At 59.3% G+C, this 7,973-nt stretch carries 7 protein-coding genes, 1 tRNA gene and 1 pseudogene; 2 read left to right on the forward strand and 7 right to left on the reverse strand.

The window, feature by feature from the left end; translation table 11 throughout:
* Positions 1-8: 8 nt before the first annotated feature.
* Positions 9-2,648: an XVIPCD domain-containing protein gene (locus RT551_RS12080; RefSeq protein WP_313458946.1), complete on the forward strand. Its 2,640-nt coding sequence runs from the start codon at positions 9-11 to the stop codon at positions 2,646-2,648.
* A 113-nt stretch (positions 2,649-2,761) separates the two neighbouring features.
* On the opposite strand, the gene RT551_RS12085 is transcribed toward RT551_RS12080, so the two are convergent.
* Positions 2,762-3,100: a HigA family addiction module antitoxin gene (locus tag RT551_RS12085; RefSeq protein WP_313458949.1), complete on the reverse strand. Its 339-nt coding sequence runs from the start codon at positions 3,098-3,100 to the stop codon at positions 2,762-2,764.
* 251 nt (positions 3,101-3,351) lie between these two features.
* The gene (locus RT551_RS12090) at positions 3,352-3,642 is read right to left on the reverse strand and encodes an XVIPCD domain-containing protein (protein ID WP_313458952.1); all 291 of its coding nucleotides are present in this window, start codon (positions 3,640-3,642) and stop codon (positions 3,352-3,354) included.
* Positions 3,643-4,066: 424 nt separating this feature from the next.
* Between RT551_RS12090 and RT551_RS12095 the strand changes: the two genes are divergently transcribed.
* Complete coding sequence (locus RT551_RS12095; RefSeq protein ID WP_313458955.1) at positions 4,067-4,324, forward strand: hypothetical protein; 258 nt, start codon at positions 4,067-4,069, stop codon at positions 4,322-4,324.
* A gap of 180 nt (positions 4,325-4,504) precedes the next feature.
* Here the strand turns inward: RT551_RS12095 and RT551_RS12100 are convergent, their stop codons facing one another.
* From RT551_RS12100 to RT551_RS12120, 5 genes and pseudogenes are all read right to left on the reverse strand, one after another.
* Positions 4,505-5,356, reverse strand: a complete 852-nt coding sequence (locus RT551_RS12100; RefSeq protein WP_313458958.1) for a serine protease — start codon at positions 5,354-5,356, stop codon at positions 4,505-4,507.
* Positions 5,357-5,477: 121 nt separating this feature from the next.
* Positions 5,478-6,437, reverse strand: a complete 960-nt coding sequence (locus RT551_RS12105; RefSeq protein WP_313458960.1) for a hypothetical protein — start codon at positions 6,435-6,437, stop codon at positions 5,478-5,480.
* A gap of 757 nt (positions 6,438-7,194) precedes the next feature.
* A tRNA-Val gene (locus tag RT551_RS12110) sits at positions 7,195-7,269 on the reverse strand.
* A gap of 67 nt (positions 7,270-7,336) precedes the next feature.
* Positions 7,337-7,690 carry a PilZ domain-containing protein gene (locus RT551_RS12115; RefSeq protein ID WP_311190376.1) on the reverse strand — a complete coding sequence of 118 codons (354 nt, stop codon included), beginning with the start codon at positions 7,688-7,690 and terminating at the stop codon, positions 7,337-7,339.
* A pseudogene (locus RT551_RS12120) lies at positions 7,691-7,973 on the reverse strand (DNA polymerase III subunit delta'); the annotation flags it as partial.

The raw sequence follows: 7,973 nt of genomic DNA on the forward strand, positions 1-7,973 counted from the left end.
TTTCGCCGATGCCTGACACACCGGTTTTCCAAGGACACCATCTGATCGAGCAGGCGTTGTATGAGAGGAATCTCATGCTGCGCACGCTCGCCAAGGCCGGACATTTTGAACTCCATGGTGCCGGCAACATCATCAATCTGCCGGCCGACCAGGCGCTGGCCGCGAAGATGGGCATTTCTCCTCATCCCGGCGGCCCATTAGGTGACTATTCGGCTCAGCTCAGGCAGGCACTGCAGGAAATAGAAAACACGCCTGAAGGCAGGGTCGCCATGGGTAAGCAGACCGCGACGCCTGAACAGCAAGCCTTGGCCTTGCAGCGCTTGGCAACCAAGGTCGAAACGCTTACTGAAACGATGCGCGCCGGCATCATCAACGGCGACCTGGTCACCAACACACCCGAGGGCATGACCCCGGCCGAGGCCAACGCCAAGGTCCGCACTTTCTTCGCCGACCTCGACGGCTACGAGCGCACCCATGCGGCGCAGATTGCCGAGCAGAAAACCCTCAACCCAGCCGAGCTACGCTGGCGCGGTGTTACCCAATCCGAGGCCAACGTAAAACTGGCGCTGGATGCCATCGACCAGCCCGGCAACTCCACCCTGAGCGAGCGTTGGGGCGGCCGCGCATCCTTAGCCACCGCAATCGAAGAGGCCAATCAGGGCGGCCGTCTGCCACTGACCGAGCCAACCGCCTTACGCGTGCGCACCGCGCTCAACCCGGAAATGCCGCTCACCATTGCGCGTCCGGCTCCCACGCCTACGGCTCCAGAACTCGCCGGCACCGCAGGCCGAACCGGTGCTGCTGAAGGTGCCGCCGAAGCCGTCGCTACGCGCGGGCAGATCACCGGCGCACGGGTACTCGGCGTCGCGGGCGTGGCAGCCCTGGCCGTGGACTTCGCCATCACCGGTCACCGCGTGGCCGAACTGCGTAGCGAAGGCAACGATGCAGGCGCGATGTCTGCCGGCACCCACTTCGTTGGTCGCACCGTGGGCGGATTTGGCGGCGGCTTCCTGCTGGGCGCGGGCTATGGGGCCCTCACCGGATCATGGACCGGCCCCGGCGCAGTGGTCACCGGCCTGGTGGGCGGCGTGGCCGGCGGCTTTGCTGGTGAGTACTGGGCCCAGTACCAGGACAAGAAAGCCGTTTACACCCAGGTGGACCGCAGCGGCAATGAATGGAGCCGCGACCCGGAAGATGCCAACGGTAACTGGAGCCGCAGCGTGCGCACGCCGCAGCCTGACGGCAGCTACCGCGACACGACCGTGGTGGCCGGCGGCCGATTGGTGGATGAGCTGAACTACAAGGCCGCCAACGACTCGTATTCGCTCGGCATGGCCAACCTGCCCAAGCCGCAGAACCCGTTCAAGCTGGATGCAAGCGGCGACAACACACCGCCACGTGAGCCGTTTGAAACCAGCCGCCACTATGTGCGAAATCCGCAGAATGGCGAATGGAACCTCTCCATCCACGAGACGATTGACGGGCGCATCCCCATCGATCGCGCCGTAGCGGTCAGCCCCGAAAAGGCTGGCCAGCTGGAGCTGGAATCGCAACGCATCATTGCCCAGAACGCCGCCAATACGCCCGAGGCACTGGCAGGCCGCTACCAGGTGGCGTTCAACCAATACGGTTGGCACGATTTTTCCAGTATCGAGCCTGTGCCTGAGGTGATCACCAACGCGCAGACCCGGGTGCAACCCCTGATGGCGTCCAACGGTGAGAAGTACACCCAGGACGCCAACGGACAGTGGCAGACCCCGGGTTGGGTGTACGGCACCAACCCGGCCGAAGGCAACATCATCGAGGAGCTCAACCGCACGCGCCAGAGCCAGCAGGCGGGTGTGCAGGAGCTGACCTCCATGGCCGACATTGCCCGCGCCAACCCCACACCCACCGAGTACGGCCTGCGCGGCCAGGTGGTGGACGCCTACCGACGCGCCGGCATTGCGCGCAATGCAGAGGAGATTGATGCGGCCGTGGCCGCTGTTACCCAGGACCACGCACGCGACCTGCCCGGTTCCAGCACCTTCATGCTGCAGGTGCAGAAGGATGGCTCACTGGCCACCCTGGCCGGCAAGGATGACGAGCGGATGGAGACGGTGTCGGTCACGACGCCAGCGGAGATTGCGCAGGCACGTGCGCAGAGCGGTGCCGCGCAGCCCGCCCCGCCCGACCGCCCCGAAGTGGACCGCCGCCACAGCATGGCCCCACGCCCGGAAGACGCCGGGCTGGTGGAGCAGTTGCGCTCTTCTGTCGCCAAGCTGGATGAGAGGCACAACAAGGCGTGGGACCAGAGCAGCGACCGCCTGCTGGCCAGTGCCTACCGATTAGCGACCGAAGCCGGATTCAAGCCCGGCGACAAGGTGGACATGGCCTTGAATGAAGCCACCGAAACCCGCGCCGCCGGCACCACGCTGTTCGTGATGCGCTCCGGACCGGGAGCCTCGCCGGACCCGGCCGCGAACCGGGCACATATGCCGACCCAGGAAGCACTGGCAGCAGTGCCAGAGCAACAGTACGCAGCGGCCAACCAGAACCGGGATGCGCAGGCGCAGGACCGCACGCAGCAACTGGCACAGGCGCAGACGCAGACGCAAGAACAGCAGCAGAGGGACGAGCAGACCCGCCAGGGTCCAAGGATGGGGTGAACCGGCGTCACCGGATCATTCGCACAATCCGGTCCACCAGAAATCCCGTAGAGCCGGGCTTGCCCGGCTGCTCTCGGCGCAATCACCATCCGGCGCGGCAACCCTAAGCCCATCTAAGAACGAAACTTAAGAACGTCTGCAGAAGCCCTCTCCCGCCCTTTCATCGGACGAATCCGCGCAATCGATTCCGCATACTTGATGCGCGCAGCGTGTATGTCGTAATCGCCTTGCATTTTCATCCAGAACATAGATGTAGTTCTGAAGTACCGCCCAAGACGCATTGCAGTGTCAACGGTAATACCCTTACGCCCCGCCATGATGTCCGAAACAAGCGCAGGCGAAATTCTGAGATCCGTTGCCAACTCATCGACAGAGATGCCTAACGGGTCCATGTACTTCTCGACCAGATACTTGCCCGGATGCACGGGCACCAATGACGTGACGTTATTCATAACAATTCACCGCTCACCGGCGATGCCTCCAGATTCAGAGAATCAAGTGTAGAGCCGGGCCATGCCCGGCTGCTCTTCCCCTACCCCATCCGCACAGCGCCACGCTCCAATTCAACCTCATCCAGCCGCACCGTCTCCTGCTGGTCTGCACGAGACGCCAACGCCCGCAGGCTCTGCTCTGCGGGCTGTTTCACGACCTCATCCACAGCCACGTGAACCCGCAGCATGTGCTGCTCATTGCCCGGGTTCTTTCATACAGCGAACAGGTTGTCGCCATTGGCCCCACGGAGCACATCATGGATCTCCGGAAGCGGCGGCGTCTGCGAACGCGCCTTCGCGGCCAGCGCCGCAGCCAGATTCTCCTTGCCCGCGTCATCCACATACATGCCGGTGCCGGGCCGAAGCTTGTCCAACCCAGCCAACGCCTGCTTGAACAGTGGATCGGCTAAGAACGGATTTGGATCATACGCAGCGCTCGCAGTGTCACCTCTTCCCGCACTCCGATCGATTTCTCGGTCAGAAGACCCAACCGCATCTGCCATGCTCGGTACTGGGAATAAGCCACACCCGCACCTGTTGCCAATCGCGTCAACTAGGCCCGTTGTCGTGGATGGCAACTTCTTCGCGACAAGTCTATGACGCGGAAGCGAACGGGCGTGACGTACATCGCGAAATCACAGAGAACGAGACGAATTCCGGTTCGATTGCGTCGCCTCGCTGGCGTCAGACTTCCGGCGTCGAGTATCGTTGAAAAAGTGCGGTTTTCAGATCGCACGATCTGTTGTGCAGAGTGTGCCCCAAGGAGCTGATATCTCCGCGGATGATCAAGAGTGAGGCGTTAAACGTCGGGAGGGTGGCGAAATAGAACACCCCCGGGGAATACGTCATGCCGTCATCCGTGCGGATATCAACCTCCCGACTCCATCGCCATTTCGGCGATGGAGACTTCACTCTAAGAGGTTGCACATGACAGATTCATCGAACAACGACAATTCCGACAAGAAGCCCAAGGGCGGCCGGCTCTACTTCACCAAGCCAGAGACGCTTCGGGTCGTCGCGATCCAAGACCCCACTGGCAAGCGCAATCTCGCCAGCAATCGCATTCCGAGCCTCTGGCTGCGTGGCATGTGGATGACTCGAGTCGGATGGGAGGTTGGCAGTCGACTGGCTATCGAGTGGAAGAAGGACTGCATCATGCTGCGGCACATGAATCCGTCAGATTGAAGTAGTAGCCGCCCCGGTTGGCGGTACCGGTATTGCGAACAATGCCGGATCCGCCAGCCGGGTCTATCCTTGTCAGATCAGTCAACCAACAAGAAGCCCCCACCCTGCGGCGGGGGCGATGTAATTCCAGGAGGGAGATGCGATGGCTTCCGCCAAACAGTTCAGATTTGCATGTAGAGGCTAGACGCTTGCACCATCAGTTTGTTTGTGCCCCCCCACCATCCTCTCGACTTCCCTCTCAAGGCCCAAAACCTCCAGCGAGTTAATTGCAACCCCTATGTTGTTCGGAATCTGTGTAATTGGAACTGGGACGTTCGAAGTTGGCGCGGTAACGATCCTGATTTGACCAGAGGCAGTATGCAATGCCCCCGCATAGTGCACACCCAGCAAACGAATTCTGTGGGAACCCATGAATGTGTTCCCCGCCTTATCCATGTACCCACCCAAATTAGCAAGAAACACCGGAGACCCACTGGAACCGGGGAAACTCGCTATATCAGTTAGGAACTCACGCTTTCCGTTCCATGCAACACCAGGATGCGACGCCGTAATCCCCTTGCGGATGATAGGCAGATTATTGACTTCGTCCCATATTCCGTTGGGGTAACCGATCATGACGACATCCTCCATCGACGAATATCCTTCACGTTCCTCTTCGCCAGGAATCAAACTGACATCTAGTGGCACATAGAAAAGCGGAACTCCGCGCTGTTGCGCATCATTCAGTATGGGACCGATTGGAAATGCTGCAAGATCAACGGCGGGATCGGGGTGATTGATGCACATTCCCTCAAACCCAGGGAATTGGAACTGCTGATGCTGCCCCCTACTTGGCAACCCAGCATCCGTCGCCAATGTAACGTGAAATCGCCCGACTTCCGAGTTCCGAATAACATGCTTATTAGTGACGATAACCGGCACACAGTTATTGCCATTCCGCATAAAATTCATAAAGAACCCGGTCCCCGTTGACACTCCTCCGCCACGCAGTTCCGTTTCAATCCTCACAGTGCTGTGAGTCAGCTGCTCCATTATTCCGAGACTCATAATCACCCCACTCCCTCAACGTGCAAGAATTGCGTGAGCAGTGACGCGAGGCTTCTCGAAAACCACTACACCGATCTGCCCTAGCTCCACCACGCAATGAAAAGAATCAATCGTTATTGAACTCGTAGTAATCGTGACGATCAGCATAGTTTTTAACGTACTCATGCATAGCGTCTTCATCCTCAGGATCTATCAACTCATAATAATCTTGCGGGCTAAAAGAAGTCTTCCTCGTAAAATGGTCCGCCACACCCGCAGCTCTCAGCGCTTGATAGCCGTTCAGCTTTAGCCCGCAGGCCACACAGGAAAATCTGGTCGGAAGAACTGCCTGTCGGACTGTTATTCCATTTTCGCCGTGCTCGACTCGCTGCCTCCCCACATCCTCGCCTTGAACCACAGCCACTGAATCACATGCAGGGCACTTCACCCTGTGGTGCCCTTGATGGGACAAATCATCCCCTAACTTTTGCGCTTGCGCGCTGAGTTTCGCACGTTCATCAGCGTCCTTCTCCGTGAATACTTTTGCGTGCGCGGCGATGCTAGCCTTAACCGCAGCCATTATATTTTGCTCTGAGTCCCCAAGAACTTCTCTAGCTTCCTTGGCCTCATCGACGCCCAACAGTGAATCGAGGCTCTCACCCATAGATTCAGACAACACCAGACAGCATCGAAAGAATCCTGGCAACCATGATTGCACCGGGAATGTTGCGAACGCAGCCTCCCCACTGTGGAGTTCTTCATTTCGTCGCCCAGCCAGTGACGAGGCCACCTTATACTCTTCCTCCGTGAATCCTGCGATAAGCGTTTTGCAGAGGGAGAGCACTTGGACGGTACCTATGGACTTGGGTGCAACACCCCCAAAGCCAAGCGCGTATAGAGTATTTCGATGATCTCTCTCTGGGTCCGCAAGAAGAAGAGGACTGACATTGGATACAGCGGCGCGCGCAAGGATTTCTAATCCCATAGCGGCCCAAAGCGGATAGACCTGCCCCTCCCTGTCTTCTGCCGCTGCCCTCCCCATAAAAAGCACAGCCTTTGTCCAAAGCGCCTGCTTGCTCCAGCTCATTGTTTCCGACCTCCAACGTATATTCGATGGATTAGGCGGTTCTCATGACCGAAGGAAACTGCGCTTCGCCCATGCAAACAGCGCCAATTATCTATCACAACAGCCATACCCCCTGTCCAGCGCACTTCGCAGAGCAAGTCCATCGGAGGCTTATGAAGAATGGACTGGAGCTGGACCGCGTACCGATTTTCCGGCTTCATCCTAAACGGGTCGTATCGAAGGTAGCCACAATGATGTTCGCTAAGTCCGAGCCCCCCATAGAGGCTGCCTGCCACGGTCTTAATTGAGAAGATGGAGCGCGCTAAGAGCTCCAATGGAATATAGTCCGCGCGCTCAACAGCCCCTAGAACTAAGGTGGGAATCGGCGAGCTATCAACGCTCCACATTAGGAGATAGCGCGGGGGCAAGTTCCAATAGGCCGCATCCGTATGGAGGGGAAAGCTAAGAGTTCCGCACCTGGCGCTGAATGAATGGCCCTTAGCCTGATCGCCAGAAAGTGGGCGCAATTCAGTCGGTTCGCCCACAGGGGCTAAGTTGAGCCGCGTAGCCAGACGCTGAAGATCCGAAACGGAGTTGACATTGGGAAGCTCTTGCCAGCCCTTTTGCTCCAACGTATCCCATTCCATGGACAAGCCCCATCTACTGGACAACTACATGGTTACCAGTCCGCTCGCAACTTAGCAAGTCGTGAATCTTCCAACCTTATTGGCAACAAAAAAGCCGACCCAGAAGGTCGGCTTTCTTAGTTTCCGCAACATGGTGGGCGGTACAGGGATCGAACCTGTGACCCTTGCCGTGTGAAGGCAATGCTCTACCGCTGAGCTAACCGCCCGGTGTGTTGCTGAGCCGCTCATTATAGGGCGGATTTCGAGGCCGTCAACGCTTTTTTACAATCGCCTTCACATCGTATGCGTGGGCTTGTCCGAGTTCAGCGTGCCGGCCAGTGCGGTCTCGATCTTGTTGCGCACGTTCTCGCCTTCCTGGCCGTCGGCCAGCTGCACGCCGATGCCGGCGGCGCGGTTGCCCTGGGCTCCGGCCGGGGTCACCCACACCACTTTGCCGGCCACGGGCAGGCGCTCGCTGCTGTCAGGCAGCGTCAGCAGCAGGAAGACCTCGTCGCCCAGGAAGTAACGCTTGGGCGTGGGCACGAAGATGCCGCCGTTCTTGATGAACGGCATGTAGGCGCTGTACAGCGACGCCTTGTCCTTGACGGCCAGCGACAGGATGCCCTGACGGGCGTTGGTGGCGCTCATTTATCTATTCCCCTTTGCGTGCCGCTCGTTGACCTTGTTCCAGGCCAACAACAATTCCACCACCGCCAGGTCGGCACGCACGGTAGTGCGCAGCAGATCGCGGGTACGGTTGGCGGCGTCGAACCAGGCCCCCAGCTTGTGCAATCGCTCCGCATCGGTCAAGCCACCACCGCTGGCTTGGGCCAATGCGAGGTCTGCGGCGAAGCGCAGGCGCAGGGCGGCGTGCTCGTCGGCGCACCAGCGCTGGGCCAGCTCCACCGCGCCGCTGCGGCCGGCGACCAGC

The organism is Stenotrophomonas sp. (assembly GCF_032103445.1).
GTDB lineage: Bacteria > Pseudomonadota > Gammaproteobacteria > Xanthomonadales > Xanthomonadaceae > Stenotrophomonas.